This window comes from Pseudoalteromonas sp. NFXS39, from assembly GCF_040148775.1.
Lineage (GTDB): Bacteria > Pseudomonadota > Gammaproteobacteria > Enterobacterales > Alteromonadaceae > Pseudoalteromonas > Pseudoalteromonas apostichopi.
This window is the reverse complement of the sequence record NZ_JAGDEC010000002.1, coordinates 69,472-87,179: the sequence shown is the minus strand read 5'-3', so window position 1 is coordinate 87,179 and position 17,708 is coordinate 69,472. Positions and strand designations below refer to the sequence as shown.

The window sequence follows — 17,708 nt, the reverse complement described above, 5'->3', positions numbered from 1 at the left end:
ACTAGTTCGACGACAGAGATTGTGTTTGTTTAAAACATTGTAGTACAATTTAAATGATAACAATTACTATCATCAATTAACGTCGAGCTATTTTTACCATGAGTAAACGTCTTTGGTTCCAACTACATGGTTGGTTTTCGCTCCCTTTGTGGGTGCTATTTTGCTTTATCTGTATCACAGGTACTGTGTCTGTGATAAGCCATGAGCTTACTTGGCTCACTAACAGTGAAGCACGTGCAAACAACCCAAATGACTTACCAGCACTAGGTGTTGATCAAGTTATTAGTAGCGTTGAAAAAGCCTACCCTACAGCTGATGTGATGAGTGTTCTCACTTATGAGCCTTATCTGGTGAATGCTGTTATTTTCACCGATACTGACAAACCTTATGCTGTGGCCTACGTCAATCAATATACAGGCGAAGTACAAGCGGTTAATGACACGATCTCTTTTATTGAATTTATGCGTACCCTACACGGCTGGCTATTCTTCCCTTGGCAAGAAGGTTACAGCGTAGGTTACTACCTAGTCAGCGCCATGGCTTTTGTCATTTTAGGTGCGCTAGTAACAGGCTTAGTGATTTATAAAAACTTTTGGCGCGCATTTAGTCAGCCAAAACTACGTTTTAACCAAGGTAAAAAAACCTTTCTAAAAGATTTACATACCCTAAGTGGCGTTTGGTCAATTTGGTTTATGGCTGTGATGGCTTTGACTGGCCTGTGGTATTTAGTACAAGCCATCATGTGGCATAACGAAATAGACATAGAAGAGCACGCACCGCTAGTGGCTGTGTCAGCCTTACCTGCAGATAAACAAACACCGCCTACAGACTTAAAAGCGGCATTAGCGATTACCAAGGAGAAATACCCAGATTTCAAAGCAAGCTATGTGATGCTCCCTGAGCATAACCGTGGCATGTTTAACATCATGGGAAGTGGCGATACTATTTTCTATGATAACTACGCCTACTCAACATCAGTCAATCCATGGACTGGTGAAATTGCAGTAAGCAAAAGCCCTGAGACGATGAACGCTTTACAAACCCTGTCGCATATCGCTGATCCACTGCATTACGGTAATATTGGCGGTCTTTGGACAAAAGTTATTTGGTTTATTTTTGGTTTAATTTTAAGTGGAATGTCAATCACAGGTTTTATGATGTATGCCGCTAAATTAGTTAATAGCAAACCGGTAAAAGCGCGCCAAGCTGCGCCAGTAAATAATGTTCAGGAGGCAAACTAATGGCTCGTTTACAAGCAACTTGGTGGCAACGTAAAAAGTACATTTTGCATGCTGTAATACTAGCTTTGCCTGTATGGTTTATTTATCAATCATTAAATCCCCAGTTTCCTGCTCTTTGGCAAGAGCAACAAGCGGGTGAATTTAAAATCGCGCCGATGCCGCTCAATGAAGATGCTCCTTACTCACACCACAATGAATACGTAAAAGATTTTTTTATTGCTTTTAATCAAGGTGACATCAGCAATATCCGTCAGGCTTACCTAAATATTGGTAAAGCGCCTTTGTCACTGACTGAGTTTGCCAAAGATGAAGAAGGCATAATGCATGGTACAAATCATGGTCAGCATGCCCATGCTATTGCCCCAAAAACCATCTCAGCAGACGATAAACTGTGGATCACCATTCAAACTTGGCAAGGTCAACTACATACCCTGAAATGGGATATTCCCAGTCAGTTTATTACTCAATAACATCCGAAAAGCCACTCACTGAGTGGTTTTTTTGTATCTCTTTAAAACACTTTCGCCCCCTATAAAACAGTTGAAAGTAAATTTTTTGTTAATTATTCCCACTAAAACCTTTACAAAGGTAATAATATAATAAAGTATTATAAATAGTTTTAATCTGCACCATTGCTATTAATTGATTGGTGTTGATCAAAACTCATCTAAGGAGCAGAACACACAAGGAAAGCTCAATAACAATGATTTGGAGACACAATGATACTTTCAAAAAAAGCGCTCGCTGCGCTTAGCTTTGCATCAACACTGATACTTCCCTGTGCCTATGCGATTGATAATGGCGTATACACGATTAAATCAAAGTACAGTGCTAAGTTTGTTGAAGTTGCCAGCGCACAAACCAATGATGGTGCGAATGTCAGTCAATGGGCTAACACTAATCACGATACTCAGCGCTGGTTAATTACCAACATAGGTGGCAGCAACTATTCGGTTATTAATCTAAATAGTGGTAAAGCCCTCGAAGTGTTTGACTTCTCAACTGCCGATGGTGGCAATGTTGTGCAATATGAATACGCTAATCTTGCCAGTCAACATTGGCAAATTAATGATGAAGGTAGCGGCTACTACAGCTTCATAAATGATCACAGTGGTAAAGCACTCGACTTATATGCTTTTGATGGCAACGATGGAGCGAATATTAGCCAGTGGAGCTACAACGGCAGCGATGCGCAGCAATGGCAACTAACCAAGCTTGCTAATGTTGAATCAACACCATTTGATCCATCAACGACAAATGGCACTGCAGATCACTGGCCACTTACAGGTAATTTAGTCACCCACGATCCAACCCTTGGCTATGAAAATGGCACCTGGTGGGTTTTTCAAACGGGCCCAGGTATCTACGGTAAGTATTCAAGCAACGGTGTAGATTGGAATGATGCGCAACCGATTTTCTCAAATGGTTTAAGCTGGTGGAGTAACTACGTGCCAGATCATGATGGAATTGATGTCTGGGCGCCTGAATTAAAAAGCTACAATGGCCGCAGCTGGCTTTATTATTCTATTTCGACCTTTGGTTCACGTGTTAGTGCTATTGGCCTTACTTCTGCAAGTAGTGTGGCAACAGGTGATTGGCGTGATGATGGTTTAGTAATCAATACCACCAATAGCAATAATTACAACGCCATCGACCCAGATCTTGTAGTGGCAAAAGATGGTGCACCATGGCTTGCCTTTGGCTCATGGAATTCGGGCATTAAACTCACACGTATTAACCCGATGACCATGAAACCATTTGGCCAAATCTATTCGTTAGCTAGTCGCTCAGGTGGGATCGAAGCACCTACCATAGTGTATCGCCAGGGCTACTACTATTTGTTTGTTTCGGTTGGCAAATGCTGTGATGGTACCAATAGTACATACCGCATTGCTTACGGTCGCTCTACTGACATTCGTGGTCCATATCTAGATAAAAATGGCATCAACATGTTAGCCAGCGGCGGCAGCATTCTTGATGCGGGTAATAGCCAATGGGTAGGCCCAGGAGGACAAGACATTTTAAATACCGATGTGATTGTTCGTCATGCCTATGATGCAGGTGATAATGGCACGCCAAAATTGCTCATAAGCACCCTTAATTGGGATGCTAATGGCTGGCCTAAATACTAGTTCTCCCCATTAAGCGCGTGCAAGCGCGCTTTTTATAATCTATCTAATATACTGCGAATAAAGTCAGAGTTGAGTATCTGAGTCACTGCCCCACTACACCATAAGTAGGCGCGTTGTATGGGATAACCTTTAAAAATCCAACGCTTACGAACATGATTAAAGTCATGTAAATAATCAGCCTTCGTTTGTGGTAATGAATCATTGGCTAACTTCTGCCACGCTTTATAAACCCCACTCATATCAGCACCACGCATAAAACGCTGTAACCAGCGCGGAAAGCGTGCAAAGCGAATCGCTGACTGAAAATCAATGATGTAAGGCTTACCGTCTTTTGAACAAATCACATTTCCCAAATTACGTAAATCCAGATGCACCACGCCGCGGCGGTGCATTTTTGCAACTAAACGCTCAAACTCTTTAAAGAAATCACTCGGTAAGTGCTGCTGTTGCAAGGCAAGCTGGCGAAGTGGCGTGCCTTCTATAAAATCGTAAACAATGGCAATAGATGACAAACGACAAAAGTTATCGACCACTCCGTCTACGTCTTGCAGGCGTGCCAGCCCCTTGTACTCCTGATTGATAAAAAGCGGCGCGATAGTTTTTCTCACCCACCATGGGCTGTGCTGAAAGTCTTTAATAATTAAATCAAATTTCGCATCTTTGTAACGATAAACAATGGCATTAGCAAAGCGGCCTGTATGAACAACCGACAAACCTTCTGGGCTAAATTGATGAGCTGGAAATTGCGCGTGAAGCTGCGCGAGCAAAGATGATTCAAACATAACAACCCGGACTTGTTAAAATTAAATGCCTAGGCAACTATATTATCAAAATGCTCTAACAGCGACAATGTACCGCTTAGAGAAATTTATGCTTTTAAATTATGAATTGCTCTAAACAGTAAGCTTGCGAGTTGCTTTTGCTCATCATCAGAGAAGCCTGTAAGTGCTTTGCGATAGATATCATTTACGGTTGGTAAAATTTCAGGATAGAGTTGTTGGCCCTTTTTTGTGAGGCATAAAAGAGTTGAACGGCGATCTTCAACTGACTGCTTTTTAGCAACCAAGCCCTTGTCTTCTAAACGAGAAAGTAACCGACTCATAGCGCCACGGTCATACATCATGTGCTCACAAAGCTCAGCCAAGGTATTTACCTTACCACGCGCAAGTAGCACAACTACAATATATTGGGCCGACGTTAGCTCTTTATCCTCTAAAGCATCATCAAGGTTAGTAACGAGGTTTGAACGTAAATAAGAGACTAAGCGACCTAAGTCTTGCACGGGATCTAAATCTTCAATACAGCACTGGCCAATTGATGCAGGTTCTTTCATATTTCCTCTAAAACGATTAATAGCAATTCATAGACAGTTAAGCGGCAAAATAATTCAATCCTATTAGATTGCTTCTACGACTATGAATAGTGTAGCGTGAGTAAGCGTAAAAACTGTCGGGGGGCGTTATGCTAACTAAGCAACATCTTATCAAGTATTTATCTCTTTCAATACTGCTACTTTTTTGTTGGCTAGAGCATTATAACCATTTCATCATGCGCTTTATCGACAGCGCCCTTGTGCAATCAACACTTGTCTATGCTTCATCTCGAACAGTCAATGCAGCTATATCGCTGTTGCAATCAGCCGAAGTGGGCATTGGTATTGCCAGTATTCAACCTGCACAGCTTCTTGACCCAGTAAATGACTTAGCAGAATACATGTCGGATGCCATGCGCCTTGCAATAGGCTCGTTATTCTTACAGCGCATTTTATACACCATTTCTTCTGGAGTTATTTTTAGCGGTGTATTTACAGTTTCAGTTGTCGCTTACTTTATTTGTGAATGGCGTAATTATTTGCCTAACGTACGTCATAAGATTATGGCAAGCTTGATTTTAATTCGCTTTTTAGTACCTGCGGTGGTGCTTACAACAGGCCTCGTTAGCCAGATATTCTTAGATGAGCAAATAAACCAGCAAAGTGAAATTGTGAGCGAAAAAGTAGAGACTGTTAATAGCAGTGCAAATAATGCCTCTGCCCTATCGGCTAAGCTAAAAGCTGAGGTCGATAGTGAAAAACAAACTATCTTCGACAAGTTATCGCTATTAAATGAGCAGCAAATTAAAAACCACCAGCGAGCCACTGAACTCAAAGGTGATTTGGCAGAGATCGAAACACAAATAGAAGCGATTCAAGCAACCCGCAGCTTGTCTGAAAGACTCACTTTTACTGAGCTTGAACAAGCCAAGCCACTACTTGATAAAAAGCAGCAATTAACAAAGCAATTTAATGCTGTACTCGTGCAACAAAGAGAGCTTAACCTAGACAAAGACGCCTTAAACGAACAATTAGAAAACCTTAACGCATCACTCAATCAAAACCAATCGTCACAGGTGAGTAAAATTATTGATACCGTTACCTCTGGCATTAGCAACATGGTGGCTGCCGTCGAAGACTTATTTATCGACTTTTTGAATATCTTGTCACTGCTGATTTTAAAGCTGTTGCTAATGCCGCTAATATTTTTATTCCTATTTAACAAAGCCTTTAAGGCTATTTGGCAGCGCCGCTTTATGGATGTACTAATGCAAACAAAGCAATTGGCTGTTAATCGCTGATATTTCAGCTAAAGTTATAAACCTAACTCGTTTTTAAAGGATATAAGTATGACTGAGCAACGCCATAACCACATTCCCCAAGAAGCTTTCGATTGGTACGATGAATACGCCCATGGCTTAATGGATCGCCGCACCTTTATGAAAAAGCTTGGTGGCTTAGCAGCCCTTGGTTATTCAATGGCAATGCTAAGTAGCGCTTTACTGCCAAACTACGCATTAGCTGAGCAAGTATCCTTTAATGACCCTGATATTAAAGCCAGCTATAAAACCTTTGATTCGTTTAAAGGTCATGGCGAAGGAAAAGGTTATTTAGTCGAACCCGCTAATTTAACCGGTAAGCAGCCATTAGTCTTAGTGATCCACGAAAACAGAGGCTTAAACCCTTATATTAAAGATGTTGCTCGTCGCCTTGCCAAAGCCGGTTTTATTGCCTTTGCGCCAGATGCATTACACCCTCTTGGTGGCTACCCTGGCAACGATGATGAAGGGCGTGCAATGCAGCGCTCTATGGATAAACAAAAAATCCAACAAGATTTTATCGCCGCAGCTGAATATATAAAAAGACACCCAAATAGTAATGGCAAACTCGGTGCGGTAGGCTTTTGCTTTGGTGGTTATATGGTCAACTACCTAGCAGCAGTTGATAGCAAACTAATTAATGCAGGCGTACCCTATTACGGCACACCCGCAGTCAAAGAGCTCAGACAAAACATCAAAGCCCCTCTACTAGTGCATTTAGCTGAGTTTGATAACCGCGTTAATGCAACATGGCCAGAATACGAGAGCGACTTAAAAGCCCATCAAGTGCCTTACACTATGCATATGTATGAACAAGCAAATCATGGTTTTCATAACGACTCCACATCGCGTTATGATGAAAAGCAGGCAGAGCTTTCATGGCAACGCACATTGGCGTTTTTCAATGAGCAATTGATTTAAACAGAGCAATTTCATACACTCTCGAAAAAATTTTAGGCTAGAAAAGAGATGGAATCGCAAGTCAGTTATCGCTTTGACTCACAGCAAACCGCCAATCGGTTTTTAAACAAGCTTAAACATTGGTCAGTGGCTAAAGTCACTGCGACACTTTGCCAAGGTGGTTATGGCGTGAAAATACGTTACGAAGTCGATACGAGTGACTTTGATTACACCCTTGCTGAGCTTGATGATTTAGCGATGCAGCACGAAGGCGAAGAGATTTAATCCTCATCCATTAAGATACTCTAAGCATAAAAAACGGCTAACCAAGGTTAGCCGTTTCGTTTATTAAAGCAGAGCTTATAAATCAAAGCTGCGTGAAATAGACGCTACAATTCGCTCATCTGCGGTATCCCAGTCAAGGCTGGTGTTTTCGCCAGCAAGCTCGAAATCAAAACCTGCAAAGCTTGTTTGATAAGCTAAACGATAATGATTGTATGATTTATCGTTGCCATCCCAGGCAAACTTATTACCATCGAGAGAATTAGAAATATCAAAGCTGGCACGAATTGCATGATTTGGTGCAATTTCAAAGGTATGGGCAACCATAGAAATCACATGCCCTGCATCGGTACCAAAGTAATCCCAAGCGTACCAAAAGTTAAGTTCTGTGAAACCTAGGCTATTGGTATAGCCAAACTTTGCATAAGTCTCAAAATAGTTACCGTCGCTTGAGTAATCTTCACCATGGTATGAATAGTAAGCAATACCATAATCAACACTAAGGGCGTCGTTTATCTCAACATAATTACCGAAATACGCATCCCACTCAATGTCAGTACCATCGCCAAAATCTACATTTGAAGCCCAAGTCCCCACATACATACCTGAATCCGCAAAGGCATAATCTAAGCTGCCTTGAATCGCTGGATCATTCATGGTTTGGCTCACACCGTTAAAGGTGTAATCTGACGCCAATGTAACCGTAGCCGATAAGTCAGCCATTGCTGATGTCGATAGTAATGCCAATGGCAACGCTGCCGCTAATACTGTTTGTCTTGTTGTCATGTTGGTTTCCTAAACTTAATGCAGTTATGTTTAGCATCATTCTCAATTACAGATAAAACATCATTTTTGGGATGCACTTAAATTACATCACCGCACAAATAAAATTTTACTCAGTCTAAATTTAAGCCAATGTCATTGATACGAACTAAATTTATCATCATTAAGTTTAGGTTATTTATATGAAAAAGGATCGTAGAAAAGTAGCCTAATTCAAAATTGATGGATTCATTCGTGGTATTTACGAATAACCGCTATCTTGCCATCTTCTATTTCGAGCACATCCATAATGGTTTGCGTGTATTCAATTTCTTGCTGGTTTTGTGGGTGTATACCTTTAGCGTGATGGGTATAACGTAAGGCAATGGCCGAATCATTAAAAATAAAGGTATCGAGTAAGTTTGCTTGATATTCAGTGTGCGCCCCAAGGTAAAAAGTCATGCCTTTGCGCATCATGGCTTTACCATCTGGTTCTCTTGAATCATCAGTTTGATAAGGTAAGTGCTGGTTTGCTACGTCGTCAGTTAATAAAGCTAAAAAGGCTTCTAACTCTTTTTTGGTGGCATTAGGTGCTTGTGTTGCAACCATGGTATTGAAGTACTGCTGTGCTAATGCTGTCAGCTCTGGGTTAGCTTGCTTTGCATGGCTGCTAAATGCGCTTAGCAAACAAATAGCCAGAAAATAAAGGTGCTTCATCGTTATTCCTTGTGGTTTTAGTTATTGACTAAGAATCAAATTACGAACCTAAAATAACGACAAAACCCCTAACTATCAATAGTTTATTTTTAAGCTGTTTGTGGCTTTATAAGCGCTCGTTTATCTAAATAACCGCTGTATCTTGTTGCAATTAACGCCGCTAAACTAATAATAGCGCCAATCCAAGCAGTGTCTTGTAATGAGTAGTTTTCAACGACAACGCCTCCTAACACTGAACCTAGCGCAATACCGATATTAAACGCTGCAATGTTTAACCCAGAGGCCACATCAACGGCATTGGGTGTGAATTTTTCAGCAAGTTTAACCACATAAACTTGCAGCCCAGGAACATTACCAAATGCAAATGCACCCCATACGAGTATGGTTAGTACCGCTGCTACTTTAGATTGCATGGTAAAGGTCAGTACTAATAGCACAATACTTAAAGCACTAAAGATAATAGTAAGCGCACTAATCGGGCCCTTTTTATCGGCTAACTTACCACCGTAGATATTCCCAACAGCAACCGATACCCCGTAAACCAGCATGATTAAGCTAATGGTGGCAGATGCAAAACCAGTTTGCTGCTCTAAAATGGGCGCTAAATAAGTGAAGGCAGTAAATGTCCCACCATAACCAAGTATGGTCATCAAATACACCAGTAAAAGCCTAGGTTGCACCATTACCTTTAATTGCTCACCCAACGTGGCTGCTTTACTTTGCTTTAAGTTGCTTGGAATTAAAAATGCACTGCCAATAAGTGCTATTAAACCCAACAAAGACACCACTAAAAAGGTCGCTCGCCAGCCAAAATGTTGACCAATCCAAGTCCCTAATGGCACACCAGTTACTAATGCAACCGTTAAACCAGTAAACATAATCGCGATAGCACTGGCTTCTTTATCTTTACTGACAAGCCCGGTAGCGATGGTTGAACCAATCGAGAAAAATACCCCATGAGCAAGGCCTGTTAGAACCCTTGCGGTGATCAAACTACCATAACTAGGTGCTTGCCAAGCCAGTAAGTTACCGATAACAAAAAGACTCATTAAACTAAGTAATACATGTTTTCGATTCCAGCGCCCGGTAAGCGCAGTTAGTACTGGCGCCCCCACCGCAACCCCTAATGCATACAAGCTAACAAGTAACCCAGCACTCGGTAACGAAACCATCAAATCATCAGCGATAGTTGGTACTAAGCCGACAATCACAAACTCAGTGGTGCCTATGGCAAACGCACTGAGAGTTAATGCAAGTAATGCTATTGGCATCACATATCCTCTATTAATTTTTGAAAGTGCGGCTATTGTGGCTAAAATTAAATTTGCAAAAAATAGCGATAGTGACAAAATACTTTTGTCAAAAATGAAAAGGTAAAGCCATGAGTGTGGTCTCCAATACCCAAGATTTAGAAGCATTTATTAGCGTGGTTGATACCGGCGGGTTCTCAAGTGCAGCCAATGCCTTAGATGAGCAAGTAGCAAAAATATCACGGGCGGTGACTCGGCTCGAGAAATCCTTAAACGTTACTTTATTCAATCGCACCACAAGGCGCATTGAGCTGACCGAAGAAGGCGAGTTATTTTTAGGCTATGCTAGAGAAGCACTGAGTCAGCTTGCACAAGGCGAAGAAGCCTTAAAACTCCTACACTGTGCCCCATCAGGAAAGTTAAGAGTCGATGCCGCAAGCCCCTTTGTGTTTCACCAATTAGCGCCACATTTAAAAGCCTTTAATCACGCTTATCCTGATATAAAGCTCGAGATCACCAGCCACGACAACATTATCGATTTGCTTGAACATAAAACCGATATTGCCATTCGTATTGGCGAACTTGCTGACTCAAACTTGCATGCGCGCACTTTGGGCATAAGCAAACTACAGCTAGTAGCAAGCCCTGATTATTTACAAGCTGCACCACCATTAAATGAGCTAACCGACTTAGCCTCACAACAACTTATTGGTTTTACCGATGCACCGCATTTAAACCACTGGCCGCTAACCACGCCTTTAGAGCTTAAATTTTCAATCAGTGCTTCAAGTGGTGAAACTGTTCGCCAGCTTTGTATTCAAGGTCACGGCATTACCTTGTTGTCGGAATTTATGATCAATGAAGATTTAAAAGCAGGCCGTTTAGTAAAAGTGCTCGAAGGCGAAGTGCTGAGCCCTAATCGCCGCGAAAAAGTGCATGCGGTGTATTATCAAAACAGCGGTGTGTCATCACGAGTATTAGCATTTTTAGACTTTATAGCACCAAGGTTAACGCTATAGTTTTTTCATTTTTAGCAAAAGTGTTTTGTGATTACTGGCATTAATTTCATAAATAACTTTCGTTATGCTGAAAGCATATTCGCTTTTAAGGAGCCGTAATGAACAAATTATTCGAAACCGTACAACTTGCCGGTCATACATTAAAAAACCGCATTGTTATGCCACCAATGACACGCTCTCGCTCATCACAACCGGGTGATATCGCCAATGAGTTAATGGCCGACTACTATGCCCAACGTGCCAGCGCAGGCTTAATCATTAGCGAAGGTACACAAATATCAGCGCTAGGTAAGGGCTATGCTTGGACGCCGGGTATTTATACTCCCGAGCAAATTGTCGGTTGGAAGAAAGTAACCGACAAAGTTCATCAAGCTGGTGGCATTATGTTCGCTCAGCTTTGGCATGTTGGCCGAGTGTCTCACCCAAGTAACACGGGTGGCGAGCAACCCATTGCGCCATCAGCTATTGCAGCCAAGGACGTAAAAGTTTTTATTGATGAAGATGACAAACCCGACTTTGTTGCCACATCACTGCCACTCGCAATGAGCCATGACGACATCAAACAGGTTATAAACGAATACCGCCAAGCTGCCCGTAATGCAGTTGATGCGGGGTTTGATGGTATTGAACTACATGCTGCTAATGGTTATTTAATTAATCAATTTATTGATTCAGAGTCGAACCAACGCACTGATGAATACGGCGGCAGTTTAGAAAACCGCTTACGTTTTTTACAACAAGTGACACAAGCGGTTTGTGATGAAATTGGCGCTGAGCGTGTAGGCGTGCGCCTTGCACCACTCACAACACTCAATGGTACGGTTGATGATAACCCCTTTGAAACCTATATTAGCGCAGCAAAAGTACTCAATGACCTAAACGTTGCTTACTTGCACATTGCCGAAGCTGATTGGGATGACGCGCCACTAATGGAGCAAAGCTTTAAGCAAGCACTACGTGAAAACTATGCCGGATTAATGATTTATGCAGGCAAGTACACTGGCGATAAAGCAGAGCAAGCATTAGCCGCAGGTTGGGCTGATTTAATTGGCTTTGGTCGTCCGTTTGTTGCCAACCCAGATCTGCCAGCTCGTATTGAACAAGGTATTGAGCTTGCTCAGCATGATCCAGATACCTTATTTGGAGGCGGTGCTAAAGGCTACACCGACTACCCTTTAGCAACGTAATAACACGCTAAAAAAGTAAGCTCGTCAACCAATAGCCCAGCACAATAAAGCTGATGTTGGCGAGCGCTCTTAACCACCAAGGAGCAGAGCTAAACTGAAGTTGGCTGTACTTGCTTACCAATACCAAAGCGCCCATCACAGTAAACCAAGGAGTAAAAAAGAATATTGGCTTTAACTTCACTAAACTCACTGCTAAATCGTGCAGCGCTCCGCTTACGGCAAAGGTCACCACAACGGCACACCAAACCGGCATAATGTCATTGCAAGGCTTCATCACATAACGAGACAAATAATAGCTCCACACCGGGTTCCAATATCGCCAAAATAGATAAAACGAACTCGCCCCCAGCGAACGTGTCAGCATATTGCGCAGCGAATCTTTATGGCCAATGGGCACACCTGTGCGTTTTTTAACGTATTGAGTAAGGGTTATAGCAGCAGACACCGACTTTCTCTTTTTTACTAATGACTAATTCAGACTACTAAACAACCAGTAAAAGAGAAACCAAAACAAGGCTAGAAATTGTAACGGTTTATGAAGTGAGCAGCTCTAAGGTAGGCAATAAAGCTGAGCTAAGCGCTCACTTCATTACAGTCACATTTTACTTTTCACTTTGTTGGTCGCTTGACTGATGGCAGGGTTGTCTGGCCAAAAATGTTTTGGGTAACGCCCTTTCATTTCTTTTTGCACGTCGCGGTAACTTGTTTGCCAAAAGTTAGCTAAGTCTTGGGTTAGCTGCAGCGGTCGCCGAGCTGGCGATAATAACTCCATTAATAACGGCAACTTACCTTGCGCAAGTAAAGGCGTACTGGTCATGCCATACACTTCTTGCATACGAACACTTAGCTTTGCAGGGCCATCAAGCTGATAAGTCACTTTTACATTTGAACCACTTGGCACGATTAATCGTAAGGGCAGTAATTCATTTAATAAGCTTTGCTGCTGCCAATCAAAACAGCTTTTAATCGCTTCGCTGTAGTTAAACTTTTTTAACTGCTCAAGGTTTTTAATATCATCAAAATAAGGTGCAAGCCATTGGTTATCACCAATTAATTCATCACGATTAAAAAGTGGGAATGATTCGGGTAATAGCTTACTTGCTAAGCTCATTCGAATCAGTAACTGCTCACTGTCGGGCTGTTCATTAAATAACGAAAAGCCCTGCTTACTAAATAAGTTTAACCACGCTTTAGTGCGCTCGCTCTTATCTAGGGGCTGTTTACTTGGCTGACTCGCTATGGTGATAGCACCGAGCTTGAGCTCATCTTGATGGATAAAGCGCCCTGCTTTCTCATCGTATTCGCAGCGAGTTTGCTCAGTAAATAAATGCGAAAGCTCATCTTCAAGCTCACTTGGCATAAAGGCAACAGCAGCGAAAACACGGTTTCCCTTATGACCGCCCATGTGAGCAATGGCAATATAATCATCGTTATGCCAAAACTCCTCACTTAAGTCTGCGCCCGCACCATTGGCAAGTAAATAACCATTACCGCGCTTTTTTGCTAGGCGGTCAGGAAAAGCAAGCGCCACCAGCACCGCTAAATACTCTGTTTTAAGCTCATCAACCGGCTTGAGCTGCAAGCGTGATAGCCAATAAGTTAATTGCTGCTTAAATACTGGGTGCGGTTTGCTGTGCTGACTATGTAATGCCAAATTAAGATCAGCAGGCATACTAATGCGGCTTTCAAGCAGTGCAGTTAAATACCCCGCTAATATATAAATACCAGGCATGCGCTGCTCTAGTTGCTTTGCTTTAATAAGCATGTGCGAGAGGCGAATATCGGCTCCATAGCTCAGCATTTGGCTGCCAAGCGAGGTCAGTTTTTCATTTTCATCAATAGCTTCGAGCATTTTCAAAAGTGCCGTTGCCTGCTTAATTTGCTGGCTACTTGGTGGGTCGAGTAAGCTTAGCTCAGCAAGTGATGCCCCCCACTGTTTTGTCTCTAATAACAACTGACTAATATCACTGGTAAGAATTTCTGGCGCATCATGGCTGTTACGGCGCTCAAAGGTTTGCTTAGAGCCTAATCGATACACAACCCCCGGCTCAATACGTCCAGCACGACCACCGCGCTGTATAGCTGAAGAACGAGAGATACTTTGAGTAACAAGTTCAGTGACACCGGTTTTTAAATTGAAATTAGCAGCACGGCGTTTGCCGCTATCAACCACAATGCGTATTCCTTCAATGGTCAAACTGGTTTCAGCCACATTGGTGGTTAATACCACTTTGCGTTTGCCATTTTTAGCTGGCGCTATAGCAGCTTGTTGCTCGTTTTTATTTTGCTCACCATACAAGCTAAATACTTCGACACTATCAGCTAAATCGTTTAGAGATTGCTGAACGCGTATGATTTCACGCTGTCCTGGTAAGAATACTAAAGCACTACCCGTTTGCTCACTAAGCGCCTGTTTTATCACGGCGGGTATATCATCAAGCCAGCGGCTTTCGTCTTTAAGTGGAATATACACTTCATCAATGGGGTAGCTTCGCCCTTGAGATGAGATAATAGGGCAGCTAAAAAAGTCACTGTAACGATCGCCGTCTAAGGTTGCCGACATCAGTAAGATTTTTAAATCATCGCGAAGTGCCGCCTGTGTTTCGAGGGCAAATGCCAAAGCTGTATCTGCAGCAATTGAGCGCTCGTGAAATTCATCAAATATAAGTAAATCAACATCACTTAGCTCTGGGTCATTTTGTAACATACGCGTCAGCATGCCTTCGGTGACTATTTCGAGCTTTGTTGCAGCGCTTACTTTTGATTCGCCACGAATATGTAAGCCGACACTTCCGCCGACTTTTTCATTTTGCTGACTTGCCAAGTACTGAGCAATATTGCGAGCGGCGAGTCGTCTTGGCTCTAACATTACAATGCGTTTAAAGTGCCCTTCGCGCATCAAGGTAAGAGGCAGCCATGTTGATTTACCCGCTCCCGGTGGCGCTTGCAATAAGGCCATAGGGTTACTCTGTAATGTGGTTAACAGGGATTGATAAATATCTTGAACTGGCAGCACGTTAGGTATCTCTTACTTTCTTTTCGCGCATTGTATCAAAAAATCAAAAGTTGCGATGAATAGAGGCTTATTTTCTGTATCGAGTTTTACAAGTGAAAACATTGCATTCTGCCTGTTTAGGCTTATTCTTGATTAAGCAACCAAACAAAAATCAGGATAAGGAATTAACTTGTTCAGGATTTACTTTCACATTTTAATCACCTTGCTACTTTTGGTTTTGCCGTTTCAAAATGCGTTTAGTCAGCAAAAAATTACGGTAGCACTTGGAAATACCATGCCGCCTTGGGTAATGGTTGAAGACAACTCCGGCATTATTCCGGACTTGCTTCGCGCGACACTCGGTGCACATGGTTATCAAATACAATTCGTCTACGTCCCCTATGCAAGACGGATCACTTTATACAATGAAAACTTAGTTGATGTTGTTTATGATATAAATGAAAAAGTTATCGAGACTCATAGAATGAGCGGCTACTTTTCAGATATTGCTTACAGCTATGAGAACTTTGCTTTTAGCCTAACCAAACAAAACCTTCAGCTTAATTCTATTGGCCAATTAAAACACTTTAGTGTTCTTTCATGGCAAGGTGCTAAAGAATTACTCTCGCCAGAATATCAAGTAATGGCCAGAGAAAATCCACAATACGCAGAAACTTATGATCAATTAGCACAAGTTCAACTTTTGTATCGAAAGCGCTATGAGGTGATCCAGATGGACGGTAAAATTTTTGACTATTACCGAGCATTAATTAACATCAAGGGGGAAATTGATGTCTCTGAACCAGTGCAACGATTTGCATTATTTGGCAAGAATTCGAACGGCTTTTTATTTCGTGACGAAGCCTTAAGAGACCTATTTAACGAGAGCTTACGTAAGCTCAAATCAACTGAAGAATATATACGTATAATAAATCGCTATACATCTAAAAGTCACTGAGCAGCATAAAGCACTACCGGAACAGAAAATTTTACAGACTTTCTTTAAAAACTACGTAGTAATTGCAACTTTCTATCCTCCCTCCTTACTATCATAAAAAACAAAACAACTACTAATCAACAAGTTAACCAAATAAAACATATGGTACAGCGATTGCTTTTATTAAAGTGAATGTTTAACAAAGTAAGGAGATTATGATGAACAGCGATCGTTTAGAAGGCAATTGGAAAGAGCTTAAAGGTAAAGCACAACGTAAATGGGGTGACCTTACCAATGATGATTTAGATAAAATTGAAGGTAGCCGTAAAGAGCTGGTTGGTAAGCTTCAGCAAAAATACGGTAAATCGAAAGAAGAAGCTGAGCGTGAAGTCAGCGACTTTGAAAAAGGCCATTAATTTGAGCAATCAATAAAGCCGCTTATTGCGGCTTTATATTTTAAGCTGGCTCATGCTTTGCTAAATCTACTTCAGCGACCGTTTGATTTTTACCTTGTGATTTAGCACGGTATAGCCGTTTGTCGGCAATGTTTAAACAATGATCCATGCTCTCACCAGCAACGCGCACGTACAAGCCAATACTTAAGGTGACATGAAAACGATGCTGGCCACTCTTAAATGGCTTTTCAGCGAGTTTTTTATGTATTTTTTCAGCTACTTTTCTGGCCCTAAGTTCATAGCCTGTCGGGATCACAATTAAAAACTCTTCGCCCCCCCAACGGGAAATAACATCTCCTTCTGCGCACACTTTTTTAAATACATCAGCAAAAAATATCAGCACCTCATCGCCCACTTGATGTCCGTAGGTATCGTTTATCTGCTTAAAGTTATCTACATCCATCAGTAAAAACACTGACCCTTCACCAAAGCGCTCATCTTGCAAACATTCTGTTGCATAGCGACGATTAGCGAGTTCTGTCATCGCGTCTGTGCGAGCAAGCTTTTGATTAAGCTTAAGTTGCTCCATTAACTGCAAACTGTATTTATTACGGTAATATTCGTAGAAGCCGGCCAAAATACATAAAATCGAGAAACACAGCATGACCCGTGTAGGAAAGTAGTAGCTCGGATAACTGTAATAACCTAATTGATCGGTAAAGTAGAAAAGCACCGAGATAATAATGGCGAGTAATATAAGATCAAAGGCACCGCGCTTTAAGCCACGAATAAAAAAGGTCACGGGAGATACAATAAATAGCCATAACGGCCCTGTGCCATTGCTGCCACCCGAGACAGTTAAGAAGCACATCATTGCATAAAGTGCGTATAGCATGAGTACTGAGATAAATTGATCACGCCCCTTTATTAAAAAAGGCAAAGCAAAAATTACAACGCCAACAATTAATAAATAACTTAACGCGATGTAGCCATCTTGATAACTTGTGACCGACATCAACAAAGAGGTCACTGCACCAATAAATGCAAATACGCGTAAGAATCGCGCTTTATCTCTCTCGCTTGCATTCACAGTATCAATCACAATTCCACCTTAGACTCCTTGCTCAACCTCAATAACTTTAACACAAATATTTAAATTAGAAGGAAATTACCAATAATTAAGCTATGAAAATGCATTAAAGATAAAAAAGTATGATCAAAAAATGGGCACAAAATAATGGCAATATAGCAGTAAAAAAA

18 protein-coding genes are annotated in these 17,708 nt (G+C 41.6%); 10 read left to right on the top strand and 8 right to left on the bottom strand.

Annotated elements, in window-relative coordinates:
• Positions 1–89: 89 nt before the first annotated feature.
• From J3455_RS03925 to J3455_RS03915, 3 genes are all read left to right on the top strand, one after another.
• Entirely contained in the window at positions 90–1,241 is a 1,152-nt protein-coding gene (locus J3455_RS03925; RefSeq protein WP_130052154.1) for a PepSY-associated TM helix domain-containing protein, read from the top strand.
• Entirely contained in the window at positions 1,241–1,711 is a 471-nt protein-coding gene (locus J3455_RS03920; protein WP_130052155.1) for a PA2404 family protein, read from the top strand. Before J3455_RS03925 ends, J3455_RS03920 begins: the two co-directional genes overlap by 1 nt.
• 249 nt (positions 1,712–1,960) lie before the next feature.
• Positions 1,961–3,373 (top strand): family 43 glycosylhydrolase, encoded by a 1,413-nt coding sequence (locus J3455_RS03915; protein ID WP_275668437.1) that lies wholly within the window; start codon positions 1,961–1,963, stop codon positions 3,371–3,373.
• A 32-nt stretch (positions 3,374–3,405) separates the two neighbouring features.
• On the opposite strand, the gene J3455_RS03910 is transcribed toward J3455_RS03915, so the two are convergent.
• Positions 3,406–4,155 carry an RIO1 family regulatory kinase/ATPase domain-containing protein gene (locus J3455_RS03910; protein WP_178926677.1) on the bottom strand — a complete coding sequence of 250 codons (750 nt, stop codon included), beginning with the start codon at positions 4,153–4,155 and terminating at the stop codon, positions 3,406–3,408.
• Positions 4,156–4,241: 86 nt separating this feature from the next.
• On the bottom strand, positions 4,242–4,706 hold the full coding sequence (locus J3455_RS03905; protein ID WP_349561155.1) for a MarR family winged helix-turn-helix transcriptional regulator: 465 nt from the start codon (positions 4,704–4,706) through the stop codon (positions 4,242–4,244).
• 128 nt (positions 4,707–4,834) lie between these two features.
• Here J3455_RS03905 and J3455_RS03900 point away from each other — a divergent pair, with 128 nt between their 5' ends.
• From J3455_RS03900 to J3455_RS03890, 3 genes are read left to right on the top strand one after another with little or no spacing between them, the layout of a single operon-like run.
• Positions 4,835–5,986: a hypothetical protein gene (locus J3455_RS03900; RefSeq protein WP_349561154.1), complete on the top strand. Its 1,152-nt coding sequence runs from the start codon at positions 4,835–4,837 to the stop codon at positions 5,984–5,986.
• Between the two features lie 48 nt (positions 5,987–6,034).
• Positions 6,035–6,925 (top strand): dienelactone hydrolase family protein, encoded by an 891-nt coding sequence (locus J3455_RS03895; protein WP_349561152.1) that lies wholly within the window; start codon positions 6,035–6,037, stop codon positions 6,923–6,925.
• A gap of 48 nt (positions 6,926–6,973) precedes the next feature.
• Positions 6,974–7,189 carry a hypothetical protein gene (locus J3455_RS03890; protein WP_130052161.1) on the top strand — a complete coding sequence of 72 codons (216 nt, stop codon included), beginning with the start codon at positions 6,974–6,976 and terminating at the stop codon, positions 7,187–7,189.
• 75 nt (positions 7,190–7,264) lie between these two features.
• On the opposite strand, the gene J3455_RS03885 is transcribed toward J3455_RS03890, so the two are convergent.
• The 3 genes from J3455_RS03885 to J3455_RS03875 form a co-directional block, all read right to left on the bottom strand.
• Positions 7,265–7,972 (bottom strand): TorF family putative porin, encoded by a 708-nt coding sequence (locus tag J3455_RS03885; RefSeq protein WP_130052162.1) that lies wholly within the window; start codon positions 7,970–7,972, stop codon positions 7,265–7,267.
• 225 nt (positions 7,973–8,197) lie between these two features.
• On the bottom strand, positions 8,198–8,665 hold the full coding sequence (locus tag J3455_RS03880) for a nuclear transport factor 2 family protein (RefSeq protein ID WP_130052163.1): 468 nt from the start codon (positions 8,663–8,665) through the stop codon (positions 8,198–8,200).
• Positions 8,666–8,754: 89 nt separating this feature from the next.
• Complete coding sequence (locus J3455_RS03875; RefSeq protein WP_130052164.1) at positions 8,755–9,936, bottom strand: MFS transporter; 1,182 nt, start codon at positions 9,934–9,936, stop codon at positions 8,755–8,757.
• A gap of 110 nt (positions 9,937–10,046) precedes the next feature.
• On the opposite strand from J3455_RS03875, the gene J3455_RS03870 reads away from it, so the two are divergent.
• Positions 10,047–10,934, top strand: coding sequence for a LysR substrate-binding domain-containing protein (locus tag J3455_RS03870; RefSeq protein ID WP_349561148.1), 888 nt, complete (start codon positions 10,047–10,049; stop codon positions 10,932–10,934).
• Between the two features lie 98 nt (positions 10,935–11,032).
• Positions 11,033–12,121 carry an alkene reductase gene (locus J3455_RS03865; protein ID WP_349561146.1) on the top strand — a complete coding sequence of 363 codons (1,089 nt, stop codon included), beginning with the start codon at positions 11,033–11,035 and terminating at the stop codon, positions 12,119–12,121.
• A gap of 7 nt (positions 12,122–12,128) precedes the next feature.
• Here the strand turns inward: J3455_RS03865 and J3455_RS03860 are convergent, their stop codons facing one another.
• Both J3455_RS03860 and hrpB read right to left on the bottom strand, forming a co-directional pair.
• A complete protein-coding gene (locus tag J3455_RS03860) occupies positions 12,129–12,566 on the bottom strand; it encodes a membrane-bound O-acyltransferase family protein (RefSeq protein ID WP_348708613.1) in 438 nt (145 codons plus the stop codon).
• A gap of 150 nt (positions 12,567–12,716) precedes the next feature.
• A complete protein-coding gene (hrpB, locus tag J3455_RS03855; protein WP_349561144.1) occupies positions 12,717–15,137 on the bottom strand; it encodes an ATP-dependent helicase HrpB in 2,421 nt (806 codons plus the stop codon).
• A gap of 169 nt (positions 15,138–15,306) precedes the next feature.
• Between hrpB and J3455_RS03850 the strand changes: the two genes are divergently transcribed.
• Entirely contained in the window at positions 15,307–16,074 is a 768-nt protein-coding gene (locus J3455_RS03850) for a substrate-binding periplasmic protein (RefSeq protein ID WP_233786789.1), read from the top strand.
• A 197-nt stretch (positions 16,075–16,271) separates the two neighbouring features.
• The gene (locus J3455_RS03845) at positions 16,272–16,469 is read left to right on the top strand and encodes a CsbD family protein (RefSeq protein ID WP_130052324.1); all 198 of its coding nucleotides are present in this window, start codon (positions 16,272–16,274) and stop codon (positions 16,467–16,469) included.
• Between the two features lie 40 nt (positions 16,470–16,509).
• Here the strand turns inward: J3455_RS03845 and J3455_RS03840 are convergent, their stop codons facing one another.
• A complete protein-coding gene (locus J3455_RS03840) occupies positions 16,510–17,550 on the bottom strand; it encodes a GGDEF domain-containing protein (protein WP_239977537.1) in 1,041 nt (346 codons plus the stop codon).
• Positions 17,551–17,708: the final 158 nt, after the last annotated feature.

What these genes read in the sequence shown, in the direction of transcription:
- J3455_RS03880 (WP_130052163.1), bottom strand. Translation starts at nt 8,665, where the DNA reads ATGAAGCACCTTTATTTTCTGGCTATTTGTTTGCTAAGCGCATTTAGC.
- J3455_RS03910 (WP_178926677.1), bottom strand. Translation starts at nt 4,155, where the DNA reads ATGTTTGAATCATCTTTGCTCGCGCAGCTTCACGCGCAATTTCCAGCT.
- J3455_RS03920 (WP_130052155.1), top strand. Translation starts at nt 1,241, where the DNA reads ATGGCTCGTTTACAAGCAACTTGGTGGCAACGTAAAAAGTACATTTTG.
- J3455_RS03865 (WP_349561146.1), top strand. Translation starts at nt 11,033, where the DNA reads ATGAACAAATTATTCGAAACCGTACAACTTGCCGGTCATACATTAAAA.
- J3455_RS03915 (WP_275668437.1), top strand. Translation starts at nt 1,961, where the DNA reads ATGATACTTTCAAAAAAAGCGCTCGCTGCGCTTAGCTTTGCATCAACA.
- J3455_RS03900 (WP_349561154.1), top strand. Translation starts at nt 4,835, where the DNA reads ATGCTAACTAAGCAACATCTTATCAAGTATTTATCTCTTTCAATACTG.
- J3455_RS03885 (WP_130052162.1), bottom strand. Translation starts at nt 7,972, where the DNA reads ATGACAACAAGACAAACAGTATTAGCGGCAGCGTTGCCATTGGCATTA.
- J3455_RS03875 (WP_130052164.1), bottom strand. Translation starts at nt 9,936, where the DNA reads ATGCCAATAGCATTACTTGCATTAACTCTCAGTGCGTTTGCCATAGGC.
- J3455_RS03905 (WP_349561155.1), bottom strand. Translation starts at nt 4,706, where the DNA reads ATGAAAGAACCTGCATCAATTGGCCAGTGCTGTATTGAAGATTTAGAT.
- J3455_RS03845 (WP_130052324.1), top strand. Translation starts at nt 16,272, where the DNA reads ATGAACAGCGATCGTTTAGAAGGCAATTGGAAAGAGCTTAAAGGTAAA.
- J3455_RS03870 (WP_349561148.1), top strand. Translation starts at nt 10,047, where the DNA reads ATGAGTGTGGTCTCCAATACCCAAGATTTAGAAGCATTTATTAGCGTG.
- J3455_RS03895 (WP_349561152.1), top strand. Translation starts at nt 6,035, where the DNA reads ATGACTGAGCAACGCCATAACCACATTCCCCAAGAAGCTTTCGATTGG.
- J3455_RS03890 (WP_130052161.1), top strand. Translation starts at nt 6,974, where the DNA reads ATGGAATCGCAAGTCAGTTATCGCTTTGACTCACAGCAAACCGCCAAT.